This window comes from Agrobacterium burrii, from assembly GCF_017313405.1.
GTDB classification, from domain to species: domain Bacteria; phylum Pseudomonadota; class Alphaproteobacteria; order Rhizobiales; family Rhizobiaceae; genus Agrobacterium; species Agrobacterium burrii.
The window spans coordinates 42198-68132 of sequence record NZ_JAFLNA010000011.1; the positions used below are offsets into that span (position 1 = coordinate 42198).

23 protein-coding genes and 2 pseudogenes are annotated in these 25935 nt (G+C 59.3%); 6 read left to right on the forward strand and 19 right to left on the reverse strand.

Annotated elements, in window-relative coordinates:
* Position 1 precedes the first annotated feature (1 nt).
* From JZX89_RS19490 to hutC, 6 genes and pseudogenes are all read right to left on the reverse strand, one after another.
* Positions 2-276: pseudogene (locus JZX89_RS19490) on the reverse strand (transposase); the annotation flags it as partial.
* 199 nt (positions 277-475) lie between these two features.
* Entirely contained in the window at positions 476-1426 is a 951-nt protein-coding gene (locus JZX89_RS19495) for a Csu type fimbrial protein (RefSeq protein ID WP_207135078.1), read from the reverse strand.
* Positions 1423-3861 (reverse strand): fimbria/pilus outer membrane usher protein, encoded by a 2439-nt coding sequence (locus JZX89_RS19500; protein WP_207135079.1) that lies wholly within the window; start codon positions 3859-3861, stop codon positions 1423-1425. The genes JZX89_RS19495 and JZX89_RS19500 overlap by 4 nt, the downstream gene beginning before the upstream one ends.
* Positions 3833-4552 (reverse strand): fimbrial biogenesis chaperone, encoded by a 720-nt coding sequence (locus JZX89_RS19505; RefSeq protein ID WP_174374730.1) that lies wholly within the window; start codon positions 4550-4552, stop codon positions 3833-3835. The genes JZX89_RS19500 and JZX89_RS19505 overlap by 29 nt, the downstream gene beginning before the upstream one ends.
* Before the next feature lie 21 nt (positions 4553-4573).
* Complete coding sequence (locus JZX89_RS19510) at positions 4574-5071, reverse strand: Csu type fimbrial protein (RefSeq protein WP_153515797.1); 498 nt, start codon at positions 5069-5071, stop codon at positions 4574-4576.
* Between the two features lie 330 nt (positions 5072-5401).
* Complete coding sequence (gene hutC, locus JZX89_RS19515) at positions 5402-6142, reverse strand: histidine utilization transcriptional repressor HutC (RefSeq protein WP_149901308.1); 741 nt, start codon at positions 6140-6142, stop codon at positions 5402-5404.
* A gap of 637 nt (positions 6143-6779) precedes the next feature.
* Here hutC and JZX89_RS19520 point away from each other — a divergent pair.
* From JZX89_RS19520 to JZX89_RS19535, 4 genes are all read left to right on the forward strand, one after another.
* On the forward strand, positions 6780-7817 hold the full coding sequence (locus JZX89_RS19520; RefSeq protein WP_149901307.1) for an ABC transporter substrate-binding protein: 1038 nt from the start codon (positions 6780-6782) through the stop codon (positions 7815-7817).
* Positions 7818-7920: 103 nt separating this feature from the next.
* A complete protein-coding gene (locus JZX89_RS19525) occupies positions 7921-8778 on the forward strand; it encodes an ABC transporter permease (protein WP_207135080.1) in 858 nt (285 codons plus the stop codon).
* A complete protein-coding gene (locus JZX89_RS19530) occupies positions 8771-9601 on the forward strand; it encodes a quaternary amine ABC transporter ATP-binding protein (protein WP_153515659.1) in 831 nt (276 codons plus the stop codon). Before JZX89_RS19525 ends, JZX89_RS19530 begins: the two co-directional genes overlap by 8 nt.
* The gene (locus JZX89_RS19535) at positions 9594-11099 is read left to right on the forward strand and encodes an HAL/PAL/TAL family ammonia-lyase (RefSeq protein ID WP_207135081.1); all 1506 of its coding nucleotides are present in this window, start codon (positions 9594-9596) and stop codon (positions 11097-11099) included. The genes JZX89_RS19530 and JZX89_RS19535 overlap by 8 nt, the downstream gene beginning before the upstream one ends.
* 80 nt (positions 11100-11179) lie before the next feature.
* On the opposite strand, the gene JZX89_RS19540 is transcribed toward JZX89_RS19535, so the two are convergent.
* From JZX89_RS19540 to JZX89_RS19560, 5 genes and pseudogenes are all read right to left on the reverse strand, one after another.
* On the reverse strand, positions 11180-11962 hold the full coding sequence (locus JZX89_RS19540) for a pyrroline-5-carboxylate reductase (RefSeq protein WP_207135082.1): 783 nt from the start codon (positions 11960-11962) through the stop codon (positions 11180-11182).
* A 5-nt stretch (positions 11963-11967) separates the two neighbouring features.
* Positions 11968-12309, reverse strand: a pseudogene (locus tag JZX89_RS28650) (FCD domain-containing protein); the annotation flags it as partial.
* 264 nt (positions 12310-12573) lie between these two features.
* Entirely contained in the window at positions 12574-13320 is a 747-nt protein-coding gene (locus JZX89_RS19550; protein ID WP_207135083.1) for a F0F1 ATP synthase subunit A, read from the reverse strand.
* A gap of 98 nt (positions 13321-13418) precedes the next feature.
* On the reverse strand, positions 13419-13742 hold the full coding sequence (locus JZX89_RS19555; RefSeq protein WP_207135084.1) for a hypothetical protein: 324 nt from the start codon (positions 13740-13742) through the stop codon (positions 13419-13421).
* A 54-nt stretch (positions 13743-13796) separates the two neighbouring features.
* Positions 13797-14948: a calcium:cation antiporter gene (locus JZX89_RS19560; protein ID WP_210348549.1), complete on the reverse strand. Its 1152-nt coding sequence runs from the start codon at positions 14946-14948 to the stop codon at positions 13797-13799.
* A gap of 317 nt (positions 14949-15265) precedes the next feature.
* On the opposite strand from JZX89_RS19560, the gene JZX89_RS19565 reads away from it, so the two are divergent.
* Positions 15266-15550 (forward strand): K+/H+ antiporter subunit F, encoded by a 285-nt coding sequence (locus JZX89_RS19565; protein WP_207135085.1) that lies wholly within the window; start codon positions 15266-15268, stop codon positions 15548-15550.
* 258 nt (positions 15551-15808) lie between these two features.
* Here JZX89_RS19565 and JZX89_RS19570 read toward each other — a convergent pair whose 3' ends face one another.
* From JZX89_RS19570 to JZX89_RS19590, 5 genes are all read right to left on the reverse strand, one after another.
* Positions 15809-17500, reverse strand: a complete 1692-nt coding sequence (locus JZX89_RS19570; RefSeq protein WP_149901299.1) for a flotillin family protein — start codon at positions 17498-17500, stop codon at positions 15809-15811.
* A gap of 28 nt (positions 17501-17528) precedes the next feature.
* A complete protein-coding gene (locus JZX89_RS19575) occupies positions 17529-18167 on the reverse strand; it encodes an OB-fold-containig protein (RefSeq protein ID WP_207135086.1) in 639 nt (212 codons plus the stop codon).
* Entirely contained in the window at positions 18167-19279 is a 1113-nt protein-coding gene (locus tag JZX89_RS19580; RefSeq protein ID WP_149901297.1) for a PspA/IM30 family protein, read from the reverse strand. The genes JZX89_RS19575 and JZX89_RS19580 overlap by 1 nt, the downstream gene beginning before the upstream one ends.
* A 92-nt stretch (positions 19280-19371) precedes the next feature.
* On the reverse strand, positions 19372-20910 hold the full coding sequence (locus JZX89_RS19585; protein WP_207135087.1) for an FAD-dependent monooxygenase: 1539 nt from the start codon (positions 20908-20910) through the stop codon (positions 19372-19374).
* Positions 20911-21164: 254 nt separating this feature from the next.
* Positions 21165-22019, reverse strand: coding sequence for a LysR family transcriptional regulator (locus tag JZX89_RS19590; protein WP_207135088.1), 855 nt, complete (start codon positions 22017-22019; stop codon positions 21165-21167).
* A gap of 133 nt (positions 22020-22152) precedes the next feature.
* On the opposite strand from JZX89_RS19590, the gene JZX89_RS19595 reads away from it, so the two are divergent.
* Positions 22153-23673 (forward strand): MFS transporter, encoded by a 1521-nt coding sequence (locus JZX89_RS19595; protein WP_207135089.1) that lies wholly within the window; start codon positions 22153-22155, stop codon positions 23671-23673.
* An 80-nt stretch (positions 23674-23753) separates the two neighbouring features.
* Here JZX89_RS19595 and JZX89_RS19600 read toward each other — a convergent pair whose 3' ends face one another.
* From JZX89_RS19600 to JZX89_RS19610, 3 genes are read right to left on the reverse strand one after another with little or no spacing between them, the layout of a single operon-like run.
* Complete coding sequence (locus tag JZX89_RS19600; RefSeq protein WP_149901293.1) at positions 23754-24038, reverse strand: copper-binding protein; 285 nt, start codon at positions 24036-24038, stop codon at positions 23754-23756.
* Between the two features lie 20 nt (positions 24039-24058).
* A complete protein-coding gene (locus JZX89_RS19605) occupies positions 24059-24538 on the reverse strand; it encodes a cupredoxin domain-containing protein (protein WP_153515669.1) in 480 nt (159 codons plus the stop codon).
* Positions 24539-24572: 34 nt separating this feature from the next.
* Complete coding sequence (locus JZX89_RS19610; RefSeq protein ID WP_207135090.1) at positions 24573-25931, reverse strand: multicopper oxidase family protein; 1359 nt, start codon at positions 25929-25931, stop codon at positions 24573-24575.
* Positions 25932-25935: the final 4 nt, after the last annotated feature.

Here is a 25935-nt window from a genome sequence, read left to right on the forward strand (position 1 = left end):
TAGTTCGAGGTGTCGAACCTCAGGACTTTGCAAGCCCGTCAATCGAAATCCCCCAATCAACCTGCATCCCGCCGATCAGCTTACGCTTGCGTGCAGACCTCAGAGCTTTGCGCGGATAACGTCTTGCAACATTTCCCGGTCCAGCGTCAGGTCGGCGGCAATCCGCTTCAGGCGGCTGTTCTCCTCTTCCAAAGCCTTCAGGCGACGCATATCGTCAGGCAGAAGGCCTGCATATTTCTTACGCCAATTGAAATAGGTCGCCTCGCTGATCCGCGCCGGGATTCTGGCGCGAAAAACTCCAATCAAAAACGGTCCAGTTTTTGGCGATCAGGGCACCCTTTGATGACACCCGAATGCCTTCCGGCGCCCGCTACAACGTTGTTCTGCCGATCAAGTCGCGAAGGACAATGGCGATCGACCGCGCGGCGGCCTGGCTTACTGCGGCGCTGCATGGGTAATCGGCGCGGTACATCACTCAGTAACTCACCGTCACAACGACGGTATCGCTGTAGATTCCCGGTGCTGGTGTGTTCTGCGCCGGGACGCGACCATAGACGGGCAGTGTCTGCAGGCTGCCGGTTCCGGTGCCGGTGGTGATTTGGCCAGCCGTACTTCCCCAGACATTCGTGCGGTTGACGTCGCGATAGAGCCCGTAGGTTATCGATCCGCCGGCCAGTACCATCTGGCGCGAAGCCGGTGGGCTGTTGCTCAGGCCGCCGTTGAGCGCGACGCTGTAATTCAGGTTGCTGGTACAGGTAAGAGCGATGGCCCCCGTTGCGTCGACTGCGGTGTTGAGAACGCCATGACTGCCGAAATTGATGTTTTGCGCCGAGACAATGCAGGTCGGTGATACCGCAGCCGTAACGTTGAATGGCACCTGTGTCGGGTTCTGGGTTATGTCGGAGCAGTTCGGTGCCAATAAAAGAAATGACGTATAGGTAAAGTTGGTTTCGGCGCCGGCAAAGCTGGAGAGGTAGGGGCCACGGGCTGCGGCGGCCTGACCGGCGGTAATCCTGCCGTAAACGGTACGGCTCGTGCTGTTGAGGAGGAGGGGCAGCGCCATATCGATAGGCGGAGGTGATCCGAGCGCGGGCTGGGTGACCGAGCCCCAGGGCGTTGTGCGTCCGGAATTCTGGTACAGCTGATAATTGAGGATGTTACTGCCTTGCAGCATCCGTCGGATACCGCCCGATTGCCCGCCGCTGCCGGCGTTGATGTTGGGGCAGATGCGGATGGAAAGTGCCAGCGACAAAGGGTTGGAGCAGGTGACCGACAATGTTGCGGTTGTATCCACGGCGCTGCCGCTTGTAAGGTTGACGAAGCCGAAACTCATGTCCGACATGCTGAAGCTGCAGCTTTGCGCCAGAACCGGTGTCCCGAACAGGAAAGCGGCGATGGCGAGGGCAGCGCGGGTCAGAACCTTCATTGAACGCTCCTGCATATGGCTTCAAGGGTGGCGCGTGTCTTGGCGGCAGGGGAAACGGCAATCTGCGCTTCGCACTCTCCCTTCGTGGGTTGCGTGATGGAAAGCCGATGTGTTTCGCCGATATTATCGAGATAGGCCTGTCCGTCATAACCGACGACGAAGTCACGCTCACCGTCTATCTTGCCGGTCGATCCGGTCTCGATAAACTGGCCGCTTTCGTCCTTCAGCGTCACCAGCGCCACCTGCCCCCCGGTTTCCACCTTGAAGTTGACGACTGCTCCCGTGCGCTCTGTCGGTGTGACCGTTTGTTTTGTCGTGTCGATGCGGGCATCGACGGGAAGATTGCTGGGGTCCAGCGTGATGTTGTTGACGTCATAGGACCGCAGGTTTGGAAGCAGTATCTTTCCGCGTCGGTTCGTCTGGCCGATGGGGCGGTTTTCCAGCAGAATATCGACGCCGGGCGCGCCGGCATCCACGACGGCGAAGGCGTCATCGATCCGGTTTCCAATAAAGACATCGCCGCCGGCCAGCGCTATCGATCCGTCGATCTGGGCATAGGCCTGTGTCGTGCGGTTGAATTGATCGACACCGGCCGACACACGTGCGACGCTGCCGCGATAACTGCCGGAGGCGGAGGCGATATCGTTGCCCCCCATCGAACCGCGCAGACGCCAGCCATAACTTCCCTCCGCCTGTTCCTCGGATTTTCCGACTTCGGCCGTCAGGGAATATCCGTCCGCATCGGACGACATGCCGGCCGAACCGGAGACGCCGCCGCCAAACGACCAGGAGAGGCCGGCATAGATGCCGTAGGACTGGCTGTCCTCGAGGTCCTTATAAGCGGTGATGAAGATATTGCCGTTTTCGCCGAAGGGTCGCGTGGCGGAAAGGCCAAGCAGCCGGGATTTTCTTTCATCGAAAGTTTCCAGCTGTGTGTAGGAGAAGTTAAGGCTCGTCTCATCGAAACCGAGTTGCTTGGAAACGGAAATCTGGTCGAGCGCGCGCGGCGGCCGCGCACTGAGCAGGCCGGCTATCGTGCGGACTTTCGATGTATCGGCGGAAACGGATGCCATATCGTTATAGTCGCCGAATGTGCGTTGCGAGCGGGCGTTCAACCGTACTCCAAGCAATTCGGCTTCGACATTCGCGGAAAGCTGATAACCGTTTTCCGCGCCGAAACGGCTCGATGCGCCCGAAATCGCCGCCAGCCCATGGGCTCCAAGCGTGAAGACGCCGCCGAAGCCGATATTGTAGAAATCCTCACCGCCTTCGGCGTGACCCTCCAGCGTCAACCCGTCCGACAATCCATAACGCACCGTCGCAGAACCGAGTGGTCTGTCATCATAGTCGAAAGACGAAGTGCCGTAATTGCGCCGGGCAAAGCCAAGCTCGGCCGAAAAATCGATGAGACCCTGCGCGAGCAGATCCGGCGAGGTATAAAAAGGCGTTTCGGACACGGTTTCGCGCCCCAGCGCATCCCGCACCACCAGTCTTGCATTGCCCGCACCGCTGATGACCGGAAGATTGGTGATGGAGAATGGCCCCTCGGGAACCTCCTGCGACAGGCGGCGGATATTGTTGACATAGACATCGACGGTGGAAGGTACCGCTGCGGAGCCTGCAAATTCAGGCATCGGCATGGTGACGATATCCGGCCGCAGATCGAAGTTTCGGCGGATCTGCAAACCGCCCAACCGCGTCGGACGTGTCCAGCTCAGCCCGCCGGTGATCAGGTCTCCGGCCCGGTATGTCGTCAGGCTGTCCTCATCGGAGTAGCTCCAGGTGGTGTCGAGGCGCTGGGTGTCGAATTGCGACAGGCGGGATGTGCTCAAGACCTGAGACGAAGACAGCACGCCCAGCGGGCCGAACACCCGGCTTTCCAAAAGGGCGGAGACACCGTTGAAGTCGGTCAGGTCCGACCATTTGCTGCCGCCGGACGAGCCGTAGATCGTGTAGTTCACCAGACCTCCAAAATCGCTTGTGGCCTTTTCCTGCACATCCTCGTCTTCCTCCTCAGCGCTCCTGCCGGATGCGTCGATGACTTTGCTCGCCCGTGCCGCCGTGGGCAGGGTGAAATGGACCGACTGCGTGCTTTCATCATAACGCGTCACTACATCCGGCAGCCTGGAGACATCGATCCAGCCATCATCGCCTGCAGCGTTTTCAACCGGAGAAATCCCGATGTTGTTCAGCTGCTCCGGTTCGATAAGAAGCGACCCGGCGTCGTTTTGACGAAATGTGGCGATCAGTTCCGTTGAAACATCATTGATGTAGACTTCGAGCTGCAATTGCCCGGCTTCTTTTGCGGCAAAAGAAGCGGGCGGCGTCGCAGGGGGCAAATCCTGCGCCACGGATAAACTGCTCGATGAAAAGATCGTCAAACCTGCAATCGTCAAAACGGCAAGGTTAGCCGCCGTTGACGCGCGCCGTCGCATTGACGGGGCCGCCTTCGCTCTCAGCCGAAATCTTCAGTGCGCCACCAGCTTTTTTGCCGCCGGTTGCCGGAACAAGAAAGCTTGCACCGGATTTGCCGAGCACGTAGCCCACCAGGCCCTGCTGCTGGGCAACCGCTTGCCCGTTGCTGCCCAGAACTTTCAGGTTGGCGATCCGTATCCGTTTCTGACCATTATTGGCAACGGACACCCTGTAACCTTTGCCCTGTGGCGTTATCGACCAGACCGGCTCGGCATCGCCTGTGGAAGCGGGCGAAAAGAAAACCGGTATGGAGTGGCGAACGACCAGATTGACGGTGCCGGACTGGGGTCTCCCCGCAGCGGGCAATTCGTCCACGATGACGCGATAGCTCTCTTCCGCCCTGATGGGGGTTTTGGAAAGCCGGACGATGCGGATAAGGTTCTCGGCGCCCGGTTTCAGCTGCGTCATTGGCGGGCTGGCGACGACGTCCCCTGCCGCGGTGTAGACGTCTGAGCCGTTTTGCTGGGTCCAGCGGAATATCCTGACCTGAACGTTGATGGGCGTTTTCGCATCATTCCATATGCGCAGGCTGGACGCCGCCGCGGGCGCTCTTAAATCCAGAATGACTGGTGAAACCCGCAAAGATGCGGCGTGTGAAGGTGAGACATTCAAACCGGCAATAAACGCAGCCGCTAAGGTAAAAAGACGCATGCGCGATCCTCCCTATGGCGATCAGTAATTGAGCGTGGCCGTCACCGTATCGGTATAGACGCCGACCGCAGGTGTCGTCTGGGCAGGTACGCGCCCATAGACCGTGAATGTTTGCGGCGCTCCGGTTCCCGTTCCTGTCTGGCGATCCGTCCCCACGGTATTGCCCCACACCGTGGTATGTGCCGCAGTCGTATAGAGCGAGTATGCAATGGTGGCACCCGCCGGGGAGGTCATCAGACGGCTGGCGACAGTGGCGCCCGAACCGGCGCCGGCGCTCAGGCCAAGACTGAAGGGTGTGCTGGAGGTGCATTGAACGACGACCTGACTGGTCGCGTCAATATTGCTGCTGATGACACCATTGGTGCCGAAATCCAGATTGCCGGCCGAGTTTATCTGGCATGCTGCCTGAATGGTGATCTGTACCGTGAAGTTTGAGGTGGCGACCTGCGCCATGCCTGATGACGGCGCAAGGGCGCACGCCGCAAGTGATAATAGGTAGCCTGATGTTGCGAACTTCATGCTCTCTCCCCAAGCGGCTGCGCTGCTGATTTCCTCGGTCATAACGCAGGATCACCCCAATAGCGGGTAATTAGAATAATCTAATACTCGTCTCGATTTGGTTAACAAATCCTTAACGGCGGGACCTAGAAAACTACAGGATGAAATACAGCATAAAGTACAACCGCAAATTCTGTGGTATTCGCGGATGAGAAAATAGATAAATTCTCGAAAAAACTTAGCTAATCAGTAGCTTGCCAATTTCCTCGCAGCGAGGTTCGATGTGATGGTGCACACTTGGATGAAGACGCCAGATTGTGACCCTTTGGCCAATGGCCACATTGACAGCCCTTATTCCTGACTTTCGAGTCGATAGCGGCTTCCGGGATATAATAACCGTACCGATGTTACCGCGCGGCTGGAAGACCAGGTCCGCCGCCGAACCTGCAGGCAGGGCTCGTGCCGGCCGATCGCCAGCAATTTGCATTCCCATGGCTGGGGCGCTGCGGCTTCGATGAACTGTTCGGTTCGGGAAATTGGCGCCAATGCCGTCAGATAGGCATTCGGGGTCATGGAGCTGAAATCCTGCTGTAAATAGTCCGGGGCAACCGCTGCATTCACGAAACGGTCTTCCAGCTGGATCGGCACGTCGTCTTCGTGATGAACGATGATCGAATGGAAAATCTTGGCACCAACGTCGATCTCCAGCGCCGAGGCAAGATCGGGACCGCATACCTCGGTCTGCGCCAGGATCAGGCTCGCCTGGTGGGAAGAGCCTCGTTCCTTGATCTCGTCGGCGATGTTTCGCACACCCATCATGGCGGCGCTTCTTTTTTTCGATGCGACAAATGAACCGCGTCCCTGAACACGTACGATGACACCTTCGGTCGCAAGTTCCCGCAGGGCGCGGTTTGCCGTCATCCGGCTGACGCCCAGCATCTCCACCATCTCGTTTTCGGAAGGGACCCGGTGGTGGAGGGGCCATTCGCCGCTCGCGATCTTCGCCTTGATTTGCGTTTTCACACGCTCATAGAGCGGTAAAGAAGGATACTCGCTGGATGTAGCAAGGTCGCTTTCGATCACGAACGGCATTTAAACTCCCTAAAAATCGGCAGATTGCCTAAAATATAACCAGCATTACGGACGCATGCAAAATATCATCTTTGCACTTGCTTGTCTCCTAAAACCATGCAAAGTTACATATACAACTTGTGAAGCATCGATGGGGAGTTGAAAAATCGATCTTTTGCAGGCGCATTTTTCTCGTGAGTGGTTGAGGTGAGGATGTCCGCGTGCCGACCGGCTCCGAAAGGAGAATGCAGGCTGGCTTGCCGATATCGGGAGAAAGGGCTGTGAATGCGTGGTTATGAACCGTTTATGGTTCCGATTGTTTGCAGACGACCGCATAGGTTTCGGCGCGAGACGGCTGGATTGGCCGCGTTCAGGGTTCGGACGATGCCGGCTCTCCAGTCGCTCTTCCAATGCCGTTCCGGCTTGCTGCCATTCTCTATCACCCAAGCTGTTTCATCAAAGTTGTATAGTGAACTTAAGGGAAGTTACTTTCGTTGCCGGCAGGGAATAGGTGTCTTGTTAGGGCCTGCTGCGAACGATCCTGCTGACCCGACGAAAGGTCAATATTCCTTCATCATATTTTCAGGGAGATCCTGCGCCGGCACCGCATGAATTTGTGCCGACAACATGCCAACCATCAATCAAAAAGGGGAATAAGATGTTGAATGCAAAATTTAAATTCGCGCTTGCCGCCACTGCCCTGTTTGCGGCGTTGCCCTTGGGGTCGGCCCATGCAGCCAGCTATTGCGGCGAGGGGAAGACCGTTACTTTCGCCGGCATCGACTGGGAAAGCGGCGCCTTCGTCACCGAAGTCATGAAGGCCATTCTGTCGAAGGGATATGATTGCAAGGTTGATTCCATTCCCGGCAATTCGGTGACCCTGGAACAGGCCACGGCCAATAACGACGTTCAGATTTTCGCCGAGGAATGGATCGGCCGGTCCGACGTCTGGAACAAGGCCGCTGCCGCAGGACAGGTTACCTCGGTCGGCAAGACCTTCGTGGGCGCCTCCGAAGGCTGGTTCGTTCCTGAATATCTGATCAAGGGCGACGCCACAAAGGGCATAGAGGCAAAGGCCCCCGACCTGAAAAGTGTCGAGCAGCTTTCCGATCCGAAGATCGCCGCCCTCTTTCAGGATCCCGAAGAGCCGTCCAAGGGGCGTTTTCTCAATTGCCCATCGGGCTGGACCTGTGAGGGTGTCAATACCGCCAAGCTTCAGGCCTACAAGCTCGACACGACCTACGTGAACTTCCGCCCCGGCACGGGCACGGCGCTGGATGCGGGGATCAGCGCCGCCTATCTTCAGGGCGAACCGCTGCTGTTCTATTACTGGAGCCCGACCGCAATCATGGGCAAATACAAGCTCGTGCAGCTTTCCGAGCCGGCCTACACCGAAGCCTGCTGGAAGGACCTGACAAGCGCCGATGGCAAGCGGGAGGCGGGATGCGCTTTCCCGGCGGTTGAGGTTGCTTATGGCGTCAACAGCGACTTCGCCAAGGCTGCGCCGGATATCATCGAAATCCTCGGCAAGGCGACCTTCCCGCTCGAGGAGGTCAATTCCAGCCTCGCTTACATGGTTGACGAAAAGGCCGATGCGGTAGCCGCAGCGACGCGCTTCCTGAAGACCAAGGGCGATATCTGGGGCGCATGGGTGTCGCCGGAGGCCAAGACCCGCATCGAAGCCGCGATCAAGTAGCAATCACGTGGCCGCATGCCGGATTGGCATGCGGCTTTTTCTTTTCCCGTCAGAGCCGTGACCGTCGGGGACGGAAGACGGCAAAGTGCGAGGACGCCACCCGATGTTTCCTGAAACTTTTCATATTTCCATTCGTGGCCCGATCAACGAGTTCGTCCAGTCGCTGGTCGTCAATTACGGCTTCGTGTTCAAGGCGATTTCGCAGACCATTCTGCAGGTTATCCTGTTCATGGAATGGATATTGCGCGGCCTGCCATGGTGGCTGGTCCTGCTTGCCTTTCTGGTGGTGGCATGGTTTGCTGCGCGCAAGATTTCGCTTGTCGTCATGGTCGGGGTCATGCTGCTGGTCGTCGGCGCCCTCGGCCTTTGGGACCTGACAATGCAGACGCTGGCGCTGATGCTCATCGCCAGCCTGATTTCTATTATCATCGGTGTCCCGGTCGGCATCTGGCTCGCAAAGAGCCAGATCATGCGGCGTATCACGCTGCCTGTCCTTGACGTCATGCAGACGATGCCGAGTTTCGTTTATCTGATCCCGGCAATCATGCTTTTCGGTCTTGGCAAGGTCCCGGCAGTGCTCGCGACCATCATCTATGCCGTACCACCGCTGATCCGCCTGACCGATCTCGGCATCCGCCAGGTGGATCGCGAAGTGGTGGAGGCGGCAACCGCTTTCGGCAGCAGCCCGTCGCAGATCCTGTTCGGGGTCGAACTGCCGCTGGCCACACCCACAATCATGGCCGGTCTGAACCAGACGATCATGATGGCTCTTTCCATGGTGGTGGTCGCTTCGATGATCGGCGCGCGTGGTCTGGGCGAACAGGTCCTGAACGGGATTCAGACACTGGATGTCGGAAAGGGCCTCGAGGCGGGTCTCGGCATCGTCATTCTCGCCATCGTCCTCGACCGTATTACGCAGGGCTTCGGCCAATCCAGCCGGAAGGAGCGCGGCGATGACTGATATCGCAATCCGTAACGTTTCCAAAATTTTCGGCGGTAACTGGAAAGCCGCGCTCGCCATGACGAAGGACGGTGCCGACAAGGCTGAAATATTGGCCAAGACCGGTTGCAGCGTCGGCCTCGATGATGTCAGCCTCGATATTGCCGGCAGCCGCATCTTCGTCATCATGGGATTGTCGGGTTCCGGAAAATCGACGCTTGTGCGCCATATCAACCGTCTGATCGAACCGACGAGCGGTGAAATCCTGGTTGGCGGCAGCAATGTGCTTGATCTGAGCGCCAAGGACCTGCGCGACTTCCGCAATCGCCGTGTCAGCATGGTGTTCCAGAATTTCGGCCTCATGCCACACCGCACGGTTATGCAGAATGTCGTTTATGGCCAGCGTGTACGCGGCCTCTCAAAGGCGGAAGCAAACCCGATCGGCATGCAATGGATCGAGACCGTCGGGCTTGCCGGCTATGAAAACAAGATGCCCCATCAACTGTCCGGCGGCATGAAGCAGCGTGTCGGCCTTGCGCGGGCTCTCGCTGCCGATACCGACGTTATTCTGATGGATGAGGCATTTTCCGCTCTCGATCCGCTGATCCGCGCCGATATGCAGGATCAGCTTCTGCAACTGGAGAAGAATCTCTCGAAAACCATCGTCTTCATCACGCATGATCTTGATGAGGCGCTGCGGATCGGTGCGCAGATCGCGATTCTGAAGGACGGGAAACTGGTGCAGGTCGGAACGCCGGACGATATTCTCAATCGCCCCGCCAATGATTATGTCGCCCGCTTCGTGCAGCGCCGCACCGGTGCGGCGGTCGCCCACCATGATTGAGACCGTTATCATCGATCAGGGCATCTCGTGGCGGGATGTCGCCATGGTGGCAAAAGGTGCACGACTGCAGCTTGCCGATGCCGCGTGGAAGCGTATCGCTGCGGCGCGTGACATTGTCGAGGCGCTGGTGTCAAAAGGCGTGCGCGGCTACGGCATCAATACCGGTGTCGGTGCCCTGTGCGATGTGATCGTGGACAGGGATCGGCAACAGGCCCTGTCGCGAAACATCCTGCTCAGCCATTCCTGCGGGGTCGGAGAGCCGCTGGGGCGGGAGCAGACACGTGCCATCATGGCCGCGCAGATTGTCAATTTCGCCCATGGTTTTTCCGGCATCCGTGTGGAAACCGTCGAGGCGCTGCTGGCCCTTTTGAATGCGGATGTTTTGCCCGTCATTCCCTCACGCGGCTCGGTCGGATATCTCACCCATGCCGCGGCAATCGGGTTGGTATTGATCGGCGAAGGCGAGGCGGTGCGTGATGGTGAAAGGCTTTCCGGCGGGCAGGCGCTGGCAGCGGTCGGTCTCTCTCCGCTTGTGCCTCTGGCCAAGGAAGGGCTGAGCCTCGTAAACGGAACGCCCTGCGCCACCGGACTTGCCTGTCTGGCGCTGTCGCATATGGAAAATCTGCTGGATTGGGCGGATGCGGCCGCAGCAATGAGTTATGAAAATCTGGGCGCGCAGCCCGATCCTTTCTCGGCGGTGCCGCTTGCTCTGCGCACATCCCCGGGGCTTCAGACCGTTGGAAACAATCTCCGCCATCTGCTGGCGGATAGTCCCCTCTTGGCTCGCTCGGCTGGGTCGCGCACGCAGGATCCGCTCAGTCTTCGCGCCGTGCCGCAAATCCACGGCGCCATTCGCGACAGCGTCGCTCAGATCGGCGAAGTGGTGAATCGCGAACTGGCAAGTGTTACGGACAATCCGGTGGTTACCGGTTCGCCTGATATGCCGCAGGTGCATTCGCAGGCCCATGCGGTTGGCGCGGCATTGGGGCTTGCCATGGATAGTCTGGCCGTAGCAGCTGCAGAACTGGCAAGCATTGCGGAGCGTCGGATCGACCGTCTCGTCAACCCGCTGGTCAGCGGCCTGCCGGCCTTTCTGGCGGAAGGCAGCGGTGTCTGTTCCGGTTTCATGATCATCCAATATACGGCGGCGGCGCTGGTGGCCGAAAACCGGCGGCTGGCCGCGCCAGCCAGTCTGGATGGCGGCATTACCTCCGCCTTGCAGGAGGATATTCTCACTCACGCCACGCCGGCGGCCGACAAGGCGCTTTCCATCATCGCCAATCTGGAAACCATTCTTTCGATTGAGATCATGTGTGCGACGCAGGCCTATGACATGCAGCCGGGAGAAGCCGTTATGGCGCCCGGCACCCACGCCCTCTACCGGCGTGTTCGCGCAGACGTTCCCTTTTACCGTGACGACCGGCCACTCAATTCTCTGCTTGCGATGGTGGAGAAGTTGCTGCGTAAGACGAGCGCCGGGATCGGGCATCTTCCGTAAGTATCGGCACTAATCCAGCATCGCCATCTGCGCGGGCAGTTGGTCTGTTTATCGCGGGCCTTGTCATGCACCGCCGCGGGCTATTTTGTGATCCGCTCAAAGACACGGCTCAACGCTCCCTTCAGCGCGCTGGAGCCGCCACTACGGTCAAAATCCTGCAAAACCTGCTCGTTTAGCCCGCCTTTGGTGGCAAATTCACCGCTGAGATCAAGGAAGCTGGTGTCCTTGTCGGCAAGCTGTGCAACTTCGGAAAGACCGGCGAAGAGCGGGGCGAGATAGGCGCGACCCTTTTCGTCCGGCAGGCCGTTTTCGGCCAGCCATTCGGTCGTATGCTGCATGATGCCGAAATAGGTGGCCATCAGGGCACTAGCGGCGGCGAGAAGATCGTATTCCGCCTTTGTCTCGCATTCGACCGCATTGCCAAGACTGTTAAAAATTTCCGATGTATTGGCATCTGGCGGATAGATGGCCGTGACACCCCTGCGCCGTGCGACGAACGGCAGGGGAATCGCCTGCGTTAGGCTGACATCCGCGCCGATCCAGTCGAAAAGCACTTCGCGGCTGGTTGCGGCAACGACGCTGATGACCTTCTGCCCATTCCGGAATCGCAGCGGGCGGATGACGTCTTCGGCGATCTGCGGCCGAATTGCCAGCACGACGGTATTGCAACCGTCGACGATAGCCTGATTCTCGTCAGAAACAATCACCTGCCGAAAATCGGCAGCGAGCCCGGCCGAGATGTCCGCGTTGCGCGCTGACACCATGACATGCGGCACGGCCGCAGGCTTCAGGAGCAAGCCCCGCACCATCGCGTCGGTGATCGCTCCGGTTCCGATAAAACCAATTTTCTGAGAAAGGGACATGATGACTCCGCGGCTGCAGACGGACCGAAGGATATGTCGGTCGTGTAGTTTTCACACAGGAAGGCGATGAAATTGTCCTGAAACTGCCTGAGGTCGGCATGGACCAGTTCATCGGCCAGCTCGACATTCTTCGCCCGGATTGCTTTCAGCATCGGTTCATGCTCGTCCGTCAAAAGATTGCCGTCGCCGGTTCGTTCCAGATATTCGAACTGGAGACGTAGCATATGCTGGCCCTGATTGAGAAGCCGCTCGTAGGAGGCGCGATGGGCATTCTTGGCGGCATAGGCGACAGCCATATGAAATTGGGCTGCCGCATGTCGGGGTGATGAGACTTGCTCCGTCCGGATCAGCCGCCGTGCTGAGTATCGGTGACAGGTTCCATCCAGTCGACATTCCTGCCGTCGAGGCGCTCCTGGATCGGCGAGGTAAATGGCGTCAGCTACGGGATCAGCGATCTTCCGGCAGAAGCGGGGAAATCGCCATTTTGCGTGCCGGCGGGCTTCTGCGTTTGATCCTTGAATGCAGACACCGGCCTTCCGGGGAACGTCAGCGCGCCTGACGTCCCTTTTGCGGGCCTTGCGGACAAGGACGTTCGGCACGCCGCTGATGTTTCAGTGTCCCGGATGCAGTGCGTCGTTAAGATACATGCAGGTGAGCATAGTGAATACATAGGCCTGAATGCCGGCCATCAGGAATTCGAGAGCCGTGATCGCGACCGTCATGAAGAGCGGCGCGATGGCGCCGATTACCCCCAGCGCATTGACGCTGGCGAGGGAGACGACAAACCCTGCAAAGACCTTCAGGGTGATATGGCCCGCAAGCATGACCGCAAACAGGCGGACGGAATGGCTGACGGGGCGCGAAATATAGGAGATGATTTCAATCGGCACGATGATGGGAGCCAGGATTGCCGGGATTCCTGCGGGTTTGAACAGGCCGAAAAAACCAATGCCGTGTTTGAACAGGCCATAGAGCGTGACGGTGCCGAACACCATCATGGCGAGGCCGAAGGTGACGATGATCTGGCTCGTTACTGTAAAGGCATAAGGAAACATACCGATCATGTTCGCGAACAGGATGAACATGAAAAGCGAGAACACGAAGGGGAAGAACCGCATCCCCTGTTCGCCGGCATTGTCACGCAGGGTCTTGGCGACGAACTGGTAAAGCATCTCCACGCTCGATTGCCAGCGGCCGGGCACGAGACGGGCTTTGCCGGTTGCCAGAAGCAGGAATGAACTCGCCAGTGTGACGGTGAGAAACATGTATGCCGAAGCATTGGTGAAGCTGAGGTCGATATCCCCGACTGTAATTTCAACGAGAGGTTTGACTTCGAATTGATCGATGGGGCCGGCCATGACAGGTCCTTCACTAAATTGCGACAATGACGGGGATGCGCCGGTGTTCGAAGTCACGGCTGTGCCGGACGCAGGAAGACCGTGCGTGTGGTGGAAAGTCAGAAATAGGGAGGGTGTTGGGTATATCGGCCATTCTGATCCCAAGATTGAGAGTCAGGGCCGTCCCCGGAACGTTTCAAGGCACGGGTCGTCCCGCGCGAGGGCTTTCTAGCCAAATCGGTGGCAGGTGGCAATCGTTTTCGGGCAAACGCATCGGCGCGGGAAAACCGGACCAGATGGTTGGCGACGAGAACGAAGATCAAGGCCGCTGAAATCCGCGTCACCCAGCCTGGCGAGCGTTGATTTGCACTTTGTGCGACCGTTTCAGAAATGTCCCGATAGAGCATCCGCGGCGCGTTCCACATCATGAATCTCGCGATCATGGGGCCGTCCCCGTTTGGTTTGAAGCGCGCGGGCCGTCCCGCGATGCCGTGGTCTCAGGTCGTAAACAACAGGAGACCAAAGATGACGAACAGCATCAGATGCAACAGTCCCTGCGCTGCCGAGGTTCGTCTCCCCAGATAGGTCAGGGTTGTCAGCGCAACCGTCAGGGCAAACAGGATGGTTTCGGTGGGCGAAATTCCGAAGATCACTGTTTTGCCGGTGACGAGGCCGACCGTCAGGACCGCCGGGACCGTGAGCCCGACAGTTGAAACAAATGCGCCGAGGCACAGATTGATTGCCCGTTGTGTCTCGTTGTGCAACGCGGCCTTTACGGCCGTGATCGATTCGGGCGTAAAGACGATGATCGCAATAAGAACGCCGCCAACGGCCACCGGAGCGCCAGCCTGCGCAACGCCGTAATCAATGACGATGGCGAGGTCGTGTGCGAGCAGCACGATCGGCAGCATCAATCCGATCAGAAACATCGAATGAACGATGTTCTTTTTGCTGGCATGACCGTCCGTCGGATGATCTGGAGCCTGACGCGTGAGGGGTTCTGTCAGCCTGATCGACATCCGGCCCGGTGCGGGCTGCATGAAGTGGCTGCGGTAACGGCCCATCTGGAGGGCGAGGAAACTGCCGTAGACAATCACGGTCACGAGGGAGATGACGATGGCCTGGAGAGCGGTAAACGTGCCATTGCCTGCGGGGAGCGTGTTCGGCACAAGAAGCGCGACGCCGGCCAGAACGACCGTCATTGCAATGAAAGAAACAGCGCCGGGCGCATTATATTCCTGCTCGCCATAACGCATTGCGCCCGCCAGAAGGCAGATACCTGTCACGAGGTTGAGGATGATCATCATCACCGCGAATATGGAATCTCTTCCGATTGTCGGGGCCTCATTCGGCCCCAGCATCACCGCCGCAATCAGGATCACTTCGATTGCAACGATCGACAGCGTGAGAATGAGCGTTCCGTAGGGTTCACCCAGTTGATGGGCTAGTTCATCGGCCTCTTTCACGACCCCGAAAGCCGCCATCAGGATTGTGGCGAAGAGCACGAGAAAGCACGAGATGGCAATGGCTGGCGTCATATCAGGCGAAAGCCATGACTGGCCGGACAGATGGAAAACGGCGACGACCAGCCAGGCCACGACGAGTTTCGGCCAGGGAGTGCGGAGAAAGGATGGAGATTTGTCAGACATTGCAGGCGACCTCTATCTGGGGTCGTCCCCGGCAATCTGTCGCATTCGGGTCGTCCCGAACGAAGCTCTGTCAAGCTGTTGATGTCAGCGATAGCATAGCAGGGCTCCTGAAAGCAATGGCGCAGTCGGGCCGCCGCCTTGATGATAAGCGCCATTGGTGATAGCACGCAGTCGTGCAGGACGACCTGCGCCATCCGGATCAAATGGGGACGGCCCCGTGTCTAAAGAACACGTGGAGCAAGGCCATGATCTCTCATAATTGCCCTGAACAGACCGGTATTTTTTCTTCGGCGCGACCCTGTTGAACGGTGCCGTTGATGTTGATCGCAGATATTATTTACTGGTCCACCACCCTTGCCCAGGGGATGCTTCTGCTTGCCATGGCATTCGCCGCATATCGCCTGATCAAGGGGCCGAGAGTGCAGGATCGTGTCATGGCAATCGATACGATCTACAATATTGGAATATTGCAGGTGCTGGTGCTGGCGATCAAAACCGGAAACGCCCTTTATCTTCCTTTCATTCTGATACTCGCAATTCTCGGCTTCGTTTCGACCGTCGCGCTTGCGAAGTTTCTGATGCGAGGTGAGGTGATTGAGTGATGTGGCAGGTGACTGTGCCGCTGGTGGGATTGAGTGCTGCACTCATCGTCGGATTGCAGGCACGGAAAACTGCTCGAGGTGAATTGAATGCCGGCTAATTTATAGCGAACACCGGAAGATTAATGCGCATTCCTTTCGATGCGCATGGCAGGTCTCGCGGAGAATGTCTCTAGAACAGAAAAAGCGCGGCCATCGTCAGATTGACCGCGCTTGATGTCATTGCCGGGAGTGCCGGCCGGAAGGAGTGCCGGGGCCTCCTTACGTCTCTTTACGTGGCTGCTTTTCCGACGTTGGCCGGCCCGTGCCATTCGTGATCGAAGCTGCGAGAAGGGCCTGTGTCGGGTCCGCCCCCTTGAAGCCTGCCTGTGCAAGGATTTCGTCTAGAACTGGCTTCTGCGCAGTAAAGCTCAGCAGCTGGCTTGAAAGATCGCCCAGGCCATTGCCGCTTTGGCCGTCGCTGCCGCCGCCGAGCGCACCGGCCAGATTGCCGGCGCTGAAGATGCGGATGTCGGAAATCTTCTCGATGGGTTTCATCGCTTCGGCCAGCGCCTCGGGGATGATGGCGATCCTTGCGCGGGCAAGTTCGAATTCGATGATGTCGCCGGAAAGTGCGTTGCGTGCATCGTTCTTCGCCCGCTCCGCCTGCGCCTCCGCATCGCCAAGCGCGATGATGCCTTCGGCGCGGATTTTTGCGGCCTGTGCCTCGGCGTCGGCACCGATCTTGGCGGCGGCGGCGAGGTTCTCCGCAGCTTCGCGCTCCGCTTCCGCCTTCACGGTGATCGCCGTCGCTTCCTGTTCGGCAGCCTTGCGGGCGTCGATCACGGCGATGCGTTTGGCGCGTTCGGCGATTTCCACTTCGCGGGCGGTTGCCACCTGCTCTTCGGCGGTAATGGCCGCTGCCTTGGCTTCATCCGCCTTGGCACGTGCAGCCTGTTCCTGCTCCACCTTCTGGGCAACGGCGATTGCTGCTTCGATCCGGGCGGTTTCGGTGATCTTGCGGGCTTCCGCCTCGCGCTCAGCAATGCCGCGCTCGGCCTCGATGCGGGCGGTTTCGCGGGCCTGACGGGCTTCCGCGTCCCGCTCGGCAATGCCGCGTTCGGTATCGAGCTTGGCGGTCTCCTCGTTCAGGCGTGCGGCCTGTTCGGCGCGTGCCGCCTCTGCACGGGTTTCCGCAGTCTTGTTGGCGATATCGCGTTCCTGCGTCAGTTCCGCATCGCGCTGTTCGCGTTCGATCGTCAGGCGACGCAGGACTGCCTCGCGGTCCTTGGTGGCGATTTCGACTTCGTTGTCGCGGACGATCTGGTTGCGCTCGCGTTTGCGCTCCTCGGTGATCCGCGTCAGTGCCGTCAGGCCTTCGGCATCGAAGGTGTTGTTGGGGTTGAAATGCTTGATGTCGGTCTGGTCGAGCCGCGTCAGCGACACCGATTCCAGTTCCAGTCCGTTGGATTGCAGGTCATGCGCGACGGCCGCCTGCACGGATTTGACGAATTCGGCGCGCTGTTCCTGCAGGTCGCGCAGCGACATGGTTGCGGCAACCGAGCGCAAACCGTCGACAAATTTCGCTTCGACTAGGGATTTCAGCGCATCGGCATCATTTGTCCGGTCGCCGAGTGTCTGGGCAGCGAGTGCGATATTTTCGGCGTCCGGCTTCACGCGCACGTAAAATTCGGCGGTGATATCGGCGCGCATGCGATCCTTGGTGATCAACGATTCAAATTCGGACCTCTTCACCTCCAGCCGCAATGTGCTGAGCGAGACCCAGGAATAGGAATGGAAGATCGGCAGAATGATCGCGCCGCCGTCGAGAACGACTTTTTTGCCGCCAAGGCCGGTTCTGACATAGGCTTTATCGCGCGTCGAACGCGTATAAAGCGATGCCATGATGATGCCGATGACGACGATTGCTGTGACGATGACCCCGGCAATCAGGCTCAAAGAAAAGAAGTCCATGGTGAGTTAACCCCTGTTGTGCCCGCTATTATGAATTTTCCAGATCCGGCGGTGCGGGGATGGCCTGGAAAAGGCCATCCGCCCCATCGACGATCAGTACCTGCGCACCCGTATCGATCGTGTGACCGGATGCGGCCTGTGCGCGCAGGAAGTGAATATTGTCATGCCGGTCCTTGACCCGCACGGTGCCGGGCTTGCCCTGATCGAGAGGCCCGATGGTGACCGTGCCGACAAGCCCCAGAAAGTCGGCCTGCTCGAGCGCGTTGGTTTCATCGCGCGGAATGATCTTCGCAACCGCACGGCTAAGCGACCGCGTGGCCGGAATGGCGGCGGCAATGGCGCCGGTCACGGCCACGGAAAGCGGCAATGGCCCTAGAAGCGTTGCGGAAGCCAGCCCCTGAATGAAGAAACCGGTGACGGAAAAGGCCGAAAGCAGAATGACCGCGAGAACCAGAAGCGGCACGCCGCCGGCATTGAGCCAGGACATCCAGCTGCCAAGTAATCCCGCTTCGGTATCGCCGGGCGCATGGTGGCTGAAACTGTCGTCCAGCAGTCCCGAGGCCGACACGCCGAGCAGGACCGAGACGAGTTCAACGATGCCAAGGCCGGCGACCGTCAAGAGGGCGATCCAGAAGGGCGCTGTGCCTGGCTGGACAATGCCCTCCATCAGCGTTGTCCCTCACGGAAAGCCTTGAGCCGTGCTTCGATGGCGCTCTGGCGCTGCATGCGACCAAGTTCTTCCACCTCCGCTGCTCCGGTATTTGGCTTGGCGGGGGTGCCGGTCACCCTTTCGATGGCTTCGAGCGCTTCGGCCAGGCGCCGATCATTGCGCTGCGACGGGGTTGCATCGACCGCCGCCGGTGTGGCGCGTTCGGCGCGCTTGGCGTCTTCGAGCCGCTTTTGCGCATCCGCTTTTGCGGAAGCGATGCTGCGCAAGGTTGTTTCCGCTTCGGCAATTTCGGCGGCATTCTCAAGGATCGCCTTGTTCAGCGCTTCACGCTGCGCTTCCAGATCGATCTGCAACCCGGTTGCGGCTCGGGCCAGATCCTCGCGACCGTTCTCCAGCCCGATCCTGATCTTGTCGTCGAGGTCCTGAATTTCCTCATCGAGATCGGCGGCCTTGGCCTTCAGACGATGGCCTGCGGCAACCGCCACGCCGAGGGCGGAGCGGGCTTCCTCGGCGATCTTTGCAATTTCCCGCACCGCCTGCTGCGCGACGGCAACCGGATTGGATGCCTCCGCCGCATCGACGGCGTTGTTCATGACACCGGCGATGACACGCCCGAGCCGCCCGAGAATACCTTCATTGTTCATCGAAGCCTCCCTGTTCGGTTGGAAGCCGGTTTTTATGCCGGCATGGATGCTGATGGTTTCGCCTTCAAAAACGAGACGCGCTTCTGAAAAGTCATTCCAGCCGTCGTGATAGCCACGAACGGTATAGGGCACGACGACGCGGCCCGAGAGGGTGGCGATGCTGAGGCTGTCCGGCCCCTTCACCGAAAACAGCTTGCTGTCGAGCGGGATGTCGCGCACCGGTTCCTGCGGATCACGCTGGCTGTGGTCGCGCAAAGCCAGCGTCACCATGCGGGAGGGAAGACCTGTCTTGACCCTGATTTCCTCGTAGGCGGCCGCATGCAGCGCTACGAGGTTGGCGCCTTCGGTCTGATCGAGGATCGCCATCGCACGCCGATAGGCAAGCAGCGTTTCTTCGAGGGAAGACCGGTCTTCCTTCGAAAGATTGAGTGCCAGAACGACGTTGGACAAAAGTTTCGTGCTCATGCGAAATAGATAAAGCACTTCATTGGTGCTTTCAAGGAGGTGGTGCGAATTTTTCAACCTGACATAAGCTGATTTCCCGCTTCAGCTGTACTTTAAGCCGCGCCGAACCATCGGTCAGCGGCTTCTATAAGTTCCTCCCTGTCAGGAATGGACGCCGTGGCCCAGGCGACGATGCCATCAGGACGTATCAGCAAGGCGCTCAATCCGAGCTCATCCATGGCGTTGCCTGCGACATAGGAAACCCGCCCGTTCCAGCGGCCAGTCAACGCTTCGAGCGATGCATTCGCGCCAAAGTCCAACAGCAGAGCTTTTCCCTCTCTCAGAAGTTCGCCGGTCTTCCTTCCATCGGTCAGTATGAAATCCGGAACGCTGCGGCCGAAAAGTGGGTGTTGGTCGCCAAGCTCATAACGAAGGGAAACACCCCATACACGCTCGGCGAAATATGTCGCACCATCGCGGGTCTCGATGAGGTCGCGGATGATGGCCTCCAGCGCCCTCGTGCTCCGGCTTGGGCGCGTGAGAGCGACCTGGGCGCGCGACCAGTCGAGGACCTGTGCTCCCACCGGGTGCCGCTCGCTGGTATAGGTGTCCAGCAATCCGTCCGGCGCATCGCCACGGATCGTCGCTGCAAGTTTCCAGCCAAGATTGATCGCATCGCCAAGCCCGAGATTAAGTCCCTGCCCGCCAAGCGGGGAGTGGATATGCGCGGCATCGCCTGCCAGCAATATCCGGCCGTTGCGATAGGTCGTGGCCTGATAGGCGCGATCCGTCCATGTCGTTGCAAGTCTGAGGCCAGTAACCGTGACGTCGGTGCCGGAGACATGCCGCAGGACAGTCTGCACATGCTCCGTTGTCATCGGCTGGGTTCGGTGAAACCGGCCGCCGTCGAAATCGACCATCGCGATGGTTCCGGGCTTTTGATAGGTATACATGCCGGTCGACGTGTAGTGGCGGCCCGGAGCGAGTTTTTCAGGATCCGCCATTTCGATCTCAACGGAATAGCCGGTAAATTCAGGAGCTGTGCCGACGAAATCGAAACCGCCCGCCTTGCGCACCGTGCTGCGGCCGCCATCGCAGCCAACGAGCCACCGTGCGTGAAATATCTGGCCACCGGCGCGAATGGTCACGGCCTCATCCGACTGTTCGAAACCATCAACGCCGGCGCCCCGCCTGATTTCGGCCCCCATGGCGGTTGCGCGTTTCTCCAGAACGGCTTCGATCTCTTCCATGCTGGAGGCCAAGGTAACCGGCGTCGAATCCGGTAGGCGATACGGCCATTTGGACGTATCGATGTTGTCGTGAAAGAACTGGATACCGGCGAAATGGCCGCCTGGCCGGCGCTGCTGGTGCATCCAGTGCGCGGTCAGTCCATGGCTGCCGTCTGGCTGTTCTTTCTTCGGCTGATTTTCGGCTATGTCCTCCAGCAGGCCCCGGCGATGGAAACTTTCGACGGTGGGTGCGGAAAGACCGCGCATGCCGAAGGGAAGTTTTTTGAGCGGCGAGGAAGGGTCGCTGGCCTGCTCAAGGACCAGCACCGAGAGCTTTGCCAGCCGCAGCTCACAGGCGAGAAACAGCCCAACGGGACCGGCGCCGACAATCACGACATCGTAAATCTGAGGGATATTTGACATGAGATGCTCCTTTGGTCGTTCGACCGGAGCGGCTCGTCGTTTTGACAACCACACGGACGAACAATTGGACGCCTTGAAAGCGTCGTTGTTCGTCGTGGGACTCATGCGCGGGGCATGGACAGAGCTTTCGTTTCCGAAAGGACTTGGGCTAGACCACACCAAGTCGTGCCTTTTTCGACATTTCTTCTATAACGCCGGAAGGGTGGGTCGGCAAGGCAAATCCAGCGTCCCGTCTGTCCGGCAATTCTCATTCCTTACGACCCCGGCCGATGCTCCCGGAATGCGGCGGCAAGCGTGCGCAGCGCCTCGCGGGATCTGCTGTCGGTGAGGGTGGAGAACATCACGACCTCGGTGGAGGGCAGAGACGGCAGGCCGAAGCGCTGGCTGACCTCGATCGTGCCGGGCGGTGCAAGACGGCAGGAAAAGGCGGAAATGGCAAGACCGGCCGAGACCGCGGCCGTAACCATCGACGAGGTGCCGCCAAGAAACACCTCCGTCCAGGCGATGGCGGCCGAATCCAGCGCGCGGGCGGCGATGTCGCGCACGCCGCAGGCGGGTGAAAGTGCTGCCAGTCGCAGGGGTTCACCCTGACGGTGTTCGAATTGCGGAGCGGCGTACCAGCCGAGATGCTCCGGCCCCAGCACCTCGCCGTCGCGCCGGTCGTCTTCACGCCGGATGATCGCAGCGTCGATTTCGCCACGGTCGAAGGCGTCCAGCAGCACACGGGAATTGTCCATGCGCACTTCGATCGTCAGTCCGGGATCATGGGCATTGAGCCGGGCCAGAAGGGTCGGCACCTCTGGCCCGGCAACATGGGCGGCAATGCCAAGGCCGAAGCGGCGACGCGGAGATGAAAGGCCGGCGAGGGCACGATCATGCGCGGCGAGGAATTCGCGGGCGGGGGCGAGAAATACCGCACCTTGCGCCGACAGCCGCACCGAACGGGGCGTGCGTTCGAGCAGCCGTTGGCCGAGCCGGTCTTCCAGCCGTTTGAGCTTGACGCTGATGGCGCCCTGCGTGGTTCCCAGCGCTTCGGCAGCGCGGGTGAAGCTCTGCATATCGGCGATGGTGACAAAAGCCTCGACGGCATCCACATCCAGCGTGCGCATATCGGTAATTCCAATTTGTTGTCTCTGAAATAGCCAATCATCCAATTCAGTTATGGTCAAGCTTTGGCTAGGTTGCGTCCAATCTCGCAGACCGGATTTCGCTTTGGCGATCCGACCCTTGAAAGGTTGAAGAATGACCCTTGCCGTTACTGCACAAGCAGGCAGCAGAAGCGCCATGGCGCTGGCTGCCGTCTGTCTTTCCGCCCTGATGTTCGGACTGGAGATTTCCAGCGTTCCGGCGATCCTGCCGACACTCGAACAGGTGCTGCATGCGGATTTCCGGCAGCTTCAGTGGATCATGAATGCCTATACGATCGGCGTGACGGTGGTGTTGATGGCGACAGGTGCGCTGGCCGACCGCTTCGGCCGCAAGCGTGTCTTCATTGCCAGTATTGCCGCTTTTGCGCTTTCGTCTCTCGCCTGCGGAATGACGGAAAATGTGGTGGTGCTGATTGCGGCACGTTTCCTTCAGGGACTGAGCGGCGGTGCGATGCTGGTGTGCCAGATCGCCATCCTGTCGCACCAGTTCCGAATGGCCAGCGAGCGCGGCATGGCATTCGGCTGGTGGGGCATCGTCTCCGGCGTAGGGCTGGGCTTTGGCCCGATCATCGGCGGAGCCATCGTCGCGCTGTGGAGCTGGGAATGGGTGTTCCTCGTTCATGTGGCGCTCAGCGTGGGCACCTTGCTGCTCGCGGTGGGCGGCGTGCGGGAATCGCTTGATCCGGAAGCGACCCGTCTTGATCTTGCCGGTATCGCCACGCTGTCGCTGGCCGTGTTCCTCCTTGCCTTTTTTATCACCCAAGGCCCTGAGCTCGGCTTTGCCAGTCAGGCCGCGCTTTTGATCCTTGCTGGGTCCATCGCGAGCTTCATTGCCTTTCTTATCGTGGAAAAGCTCACGCCAAGGCCGATGTTCGATTTTTCCGTGTTCCGCATCCGGCCGTTTTCCGGGGCCATCATTGGTTCGGCGGCAATGAACATCAGCTTCTGGCCCTTCATGATCTATCTGCCGATCTGGTTTCAGGCGGGTCTCGGCTATGACAGCGTCACCGCCGGTCTTGGCCTGCTTGCCTACACGCTGCCGGCGCTGGTGATGCCGCCGCTGGCAGAGCGTCTGTCCCTGCGTTATCAGCCAAGCCTTGTCATACCGGCCGGGCTGTTCACCATCGGTCTCGGTTTCATGCTGATGAAATTGGGCAGCGGCATCGAAAATGCGAACTGGCTTACCATGCTGCCCGGCTGCATTCTTTCCGGCATCGGGCTCGGCTTGACCAATACGCCAGTCACCAACACGACCACGGGTGCGGTGCCGCCGGCGCGTTCCGGCATGGCATCGGGCATAGACATGAGTGCGCGCATGATCTCGCTCGCCATCAACATTCCGATCATGGGCTTCATTCTGGTTGAGGGCGTCCGCTCTTCGCTTCAGGCGAACCTGCCGTCCGGCACGAATATGAACACGTTGCAGTTGCTCGCTGAAAAGGTTGCTGCGGGAACTGCCGGATCGTCGGCGCAGGGCGTATCGGAGGTGCTCGTCCATCAGGCGCTGGCGGATGGCTTCGGTCTGGTCATGCTGTATGCCGGCATCAGCGTCTGGCTGCTTGCCGCCATCAGCTTCGTGGTCTTCGGCCCGGTGCGAAAACCTGCCTGCGACTAGCGCGTCGCAGGCGAATGAGGCGCACCCCCACCGGTTTTGCCGATAGGGGTGCGCGCTGGTCCTTGCAGATTCCGCTGCTGTTATTTCAGCTGCGTCACGGTCAGCTTGCCGTTCACCCGTTCGGCGACGAATTGCACCTTGGCGCCTTCCTGCAATTTCGCCAGCATTGCTTCGTCCTTGACCTCGAAGACCATGGTCATTGCCGGCATCTCCAGGTTTTTCAGCTCCTCATGGATAAGCGTAACCTTTTTGGCCTTGGTATCGAGTTTCTTCACCGTGCCGGAGGTGAATTCCTGCGCGAAGGCGCCGGCGGCAGAGGCGAGAAAGAGGGCTGTGGCGAGGGTGGTGTTGATGATTGTTTTCATGGGTTGGTTTCCTTGTTTGCTTACTTTTTGGCAACGGTGACATCGCCGTGCATGCCGGCGTCGTAATGTCCGGGCACAAGGCAGGCGACCTTGAAGACGCCGTCATTGGTGAACCTCCAGACGATTTCCCCCGTCTTGCCGGGCGCCAGACGGATGGCGTTCGGATCGGCATGTTCCATCTCGGGGAATTTTTCCATCAGCCCCTTGTGTTCCATGACCTTTGCTTCTTCATCGAGAACGAATTCATGATCGAGCTCGCCTTCGTTCTTGACGGTGAAGCGGATGGTCTGGTCCTTGCGGACCTTGAAGTTGTTGGGCGTGAAGATCATCTTGCCATCCGGCGTTTCTTTCATGCTGACGCGGATGGTCTGGGTGACTTTCGTGGCGTCGCCGGGCTCACCGACGGCCATGGTTTCACTGTGTCCGCCGGCGTGGCTGCCGGCCGCCAGAGCGGGGGTCGCAAGTGCTGCCAGCACAAGGCCAAGAATTGCAGTGTTCATGATGCTTTCCTTTTTTGTTTGGGAATGTTGATGATCAGCCATGGTTCGAATGGGCCGATGGGGGCTGCGTGTTTGCATCTTTGGCTTTGGGTGCGTCGGGCAGGTTGCCCGTCCACTCAAAGGCCTGTGTGCCGGGCGGGTTTTCATACCAGCCCGGATCGGCGTAATCGCCCGCGGAGATACCTTCGCGGACCTTCACCACCGAGAACATGCCGCCCATTTCGATGGGGCCGTGGGGACCCCAGCCGGTCATCATGGGCACGGTGTTTTCGGGTATCTCCATCGACATTTCCGCCATGTCAGCCATGCCGGCGGTGCCCATCGGCATGTATTCGGGGCGGATCTGCCGGATTTTCTTGGCGACTTCCTTTTTATCGACACCGATGAATGTCGGGATTTCGTGACCCATGGCGTTCATGGTGTGGTGCGACTTGTGGCAATGGATCGCCCAGTCGCCCTCATATTTGGCGTCGAACTCGTAAGCGCGCATCGCGCCCACGGGAATGTCGATGCTGACTTCCGGCCACCGCGCTTCCGGCCGTACCCAGCCACCGTCAGTGCAGGTAACCTCGAAGTCGTAACCATGCATGTGGATTGGGTGGTTGGTCATGGTGAGGTTCCCGACGCGCACCCGCACCCTGTCGTTTTTCGACACGACCAGCGGATCGATGCCGGGAAAGATCCGGCTGTTCCAGGTCCAGAGATTGAAATCGGTCATCTCCATGACACGGGGCACGTAAGTTCCCGGGTCGATGTCGAAGGCGCTGAGCAGGAACACGAAGTCCCGGTCCACCGGCATGAACGCCGGGTCCTTGGGATGGACGACGAAGAAGCCCATCATCCCCATGGCCATCTGCACCATCTCATCGGAATGCGGGTGGTACATGAAGGTGCCGGATTTCACGAGATCGAACTCGTAAACGAAGGTTTTGCCGACCGGGATATGCGGCTGCGACAGGCCGCCGACACCGTCCATGCCCGAAGGCAGGATCATGCCGTGCCAGTGAACCGTCGTATGTTCGGGCAATTTGTTGGTGACGAAGATACGCACCCGGTCACCTTCCACGGCCTCGATGGTTGGGCCGGGAGACTGGCCGTTGTAACCCCACAGATAGGCGGTCATGCCCTCGGCCATCTCGCGTTCCACCGGTTCGGCGACGAGATGGAATTCCTTGACGCCGTTGTTCATCCGGAAGGGCAGGGTCCACCCATTGAGGGTGACGACCGGATTGTAGTCCGGGCCGGTTGAGGGGCGGGTGGGTGTCTGGGTCGCAGCACCTTCCATGCTGGCTGCCTCCGGCAGGCCCATATTGGACGTCTGCGCCCAGGTTTTGGAGGATACGAGCGCGGCACCGGCCGCACCTGCTCCAAGCAATTGTCTTCTGCTGAACATTCCC

What these genes read in the sequence shown, in the direction of transcription:
- JZX89_RS19550 (WP_207135083.1), bottom strand. Translation starts at nt 13,320, where the DNA reads ATGGCCGGCCCCATCGATCAATTCGAAGTCAAACCTCTCGTTGAAATT.
- JZX89_RS19580 (WP_149901297.1), bottom strand. Translation starts at nt 19,279, where the DNA reads ATGAGCACGAAACTTTTGTCCAACGTCGTTCTGGCACTCAATCTTTCG.
- JZX89_RS19510 (WP_153515797.1), bottom strand. Translation starts at nt 5,071, where the DNA reads ATGAAGTTCGCAACATCAGGCTACCTATTATCACTTGCGGCGTGCGCC.
- JZX89_RS19495 (WP_207135078.1), bottom strand. Translation starts at nt 1,426, where the DNA reads ATGAAGGTTCTGACCCGCGCTGCCCTCGCCATCGCCGCTTTCCTGTTC.
- JZX89_RS19555 (WP_207135084.1), bottom strand. Translation starts at nt 13,742, where the DNA reads ATGATCGCGAGATTCATGATGTGGAACGCGCCGCGGATGCTCTATCGG.
- JZX89_RS19600 (WP_149901293.1), bottom strand. Translation starts at nt 24,038, where the DNA reads ATGAAAACAATCATCAACACCACCCTCGCCACAGCCCTCTTTCTCGCC.
- JZX89_RS19500 (WP_207135079.1), bottom strand. Translation starts at nt 3,861, where the DNA reads ATGCGACGGCGCGCGTCAACGGCGGCTAACCTTGCCGTTTTGACGATT.
- JZX89_RS19565 (WP_207135085.1), top strand. Translation starts at nt 15,266, where the DNA reads ATGTTGATCGCAGATATTATTTACTGGTCCACCACCCTTGCCCAGGGG.
- JZX89_RS19610 (WP_207135090.1), bottom strand. Translation starts at nt 25,931, where the DNA reads ATGTTCAGCAGAAGACAATTGCTTGGAGCAGGTGCGGCCGGTGCCGCG.
- JZX89_RS19520 (WP_149901307.1), top strand. Translation starts at nt 6,780, where the DNA reads ATGTTGAATGCAAAATTTAAATTCGCGCTTGCCGCCACTGCCCTGTTT.
- JZX89_RS19530 (WP_153515659.1), top strand. Translation starts at nt 8,771, where the DNA reads ATGACTGATATCGCAATCCGTAACGTTTCCAAAATTTTCGGCGGTAAC.
- hutC (WP_149901308.1), bottom strand. Translation starts at nt 6,142, where the DNA reads ATGCCGTTCGTGATCGAAAGCGACCTTGCTACATCCAGCGAGTATCCT.
- JZX89_RS19535 (WP_207135081.1), top strand. Translation starts at nt 9,594, where the DNA reads ATGATTGAGACCGTTATCATCGATCAGGGCATCTCGTGGCGGGATGTC.
- JZX89_RS19560 (WP_210348549.1), bottom strand. Translation starts at nt 14,948, where the DNA reads ATGTCTGACAAATCTCCATCCTTTCTCCGCACTCCCTGGCCGAAACTC.
- JZX89_RS19525 (WP_207135080.1), top strand. Translation starts at nt 7,921, where the DNA reads ATGTTTCCTGAAACTTTTCATATTTCCATTCGTGGCCCGATCAACGAG.
- JZX89_RS19605 (WP_153515669.1), bottom strand. Translation starts at nt 24,538, where the DNA reads ATGAACACTGCAATTCTTGGCCTTGTGCTGGCAGCACTTGCGACCCCC.
- JZX89_RS19505 (WP_174374730.1), bottom strand. Translation starts at nt 4,552, where the DNA reads ATGCGTCTTTTTACCTTAGCGGCTGCGTTTATTGCCGGTTTGAATGTC.
- JZX89_RS19595 (WP_207135089.1), top strand. Translation starts at nt 22,153, where the DNA reads ATGACCCTTGCCGTTACTGCACAAGCAGGCAGCAGAAGCGCCATGGCG.
- JZX89_RS19575 (WP_207135086.1), bottom strand. Translation starts at nt 18,167, where the DNA reads ATGGAGGGCATTGTCCAGCCAGGCACAGCGCCCTTCTGGATCGCCCTC.
- JZX89_RS19590 (WP_207135088.1), bottom strand. Translation starts at nt 22,019, where the DNA reads ATGCGCACGCTGGATGTGGATGCCGTCGAGGCTTTTGTCACCATCGCC.
- JZX89_RS19540 (WP_207135082.1), bottom strand. Translation starts at nt 11,962, where the DNA reads ATGTCCCTTTCTCAGAAAATTGGTTTTATCGGAACCGGAGCGATCACC.
- JZX89_RS19570 (WP_149901299.1), bottom strand. Translation starts at nt 17,500, where the DNA reads ATGGACTTCTTTTCTTTGAGCCTGATTGCCGGGGTCATCGTCACAGCA.
- JZX89_RS19585 (WP_207135087.1), bottom strand. Translation starts at nt 20,910, where the DNA reads ATGTCAAATATCCCTCAGATTTACGATGTCGTGATTGTCGGCGCCGGT.